Genomic DNA, 248 nt, shown 5'->3' with positions numbered 1-248 from the left:
GAGTAAGCAGCGTTGCCAGCTCTTTGCTTTGCGCGGCAGTCACGTTATAGGCGGGACTGAGTGAGTCTTCGCTGTAATCGAAGCGCAGGGAGTCCGGATCCATATCCAGCTCGCGGGCCATCGTCCCTGACAGCCAGGCCGTTTGCTCCCGCTCACCAAGGGACATCGACGGGCGCGGAAATGACCGCTGTAATGTGCGACTGGCGGGAAACGCCAACATAATGTGATGACGCTGCGGCAGTTCGCGA

Annotated in this window: 1 pseudogene; it reads right to left on the bottom strand. The window is 59.7% G+C overall.

The features are described from left to right. Positions 1–248 (bottom strand): annotated as a pseudogene (gene hofM / locus RTW80_RS30265) (DNA utilization protein HofM); the annotation flags it as partial.

The sequence above is a fragment of the Escherichia sp. AM3 genome (assembly GCF_032029835.1).
Lineage (GTDB): Bacteria > Pseudomonadota > Gammaproteobacteria > Enterobacterales > Enterobacteriaceae > Escherichia > Escherichia coli.
The sequence above is the reverse complement of the archived record's forward strand: the minus strand, read 5'-3'. Positions and strand labels throughout refer to the sequence as shown.